Source organism: Leifsonia sp. SIMBA_070 (assembly GCF_046534635.1).
Taxonomy (GTDB): Bacteria; Actinomycetota; Actinomycetes; order Actinomycetales; family Microbacteriaceae; genus Leifsonia.
Genome location: NZ_JAWRYK010000672.1, coordinates 1 through 250, shown reverse-complemented (window position 1 = coordinate 250; position 250 = coordinate 1). Strand labels below are relative to the sequence as shown.

Below are 250 nucleotides of genomic sequence, written 5' to 3'. Positions count from 1 at the left end.
CAGGATCTGCTTCACGCCGAAGTTCAGTGCGGCGGAGGAGAAAAGAAGGGGGGTGGCCTTGGCGTTGAGGAAGGCATCACGGTCAAATTCGCGGCCGTCGATGACCAGCTCGGCTTCGCCCAAGGAGTCTTCCCACACTTCGCCTTCGGCGGCCAGGGCTTCCTCCGGAGTGAAGTGGTCCTCCTTGGCCAGCGACGCGCCGGAGTTCTGCCGTTCGAACTTTACGTACTCGTCCTTCTTCAGGTCCCAG

The 250-nt window shown here is 61.6% G+C and carries 1 pseudogene; it reads right to left on the bottom strand.

Features of this window, described 5'->3' with window-relative positions:
* Positions 1-250: pseudogene (locus SB754_RS21935) on the bottom strand (peptide chain release factor 3); the annotation flags it as partial.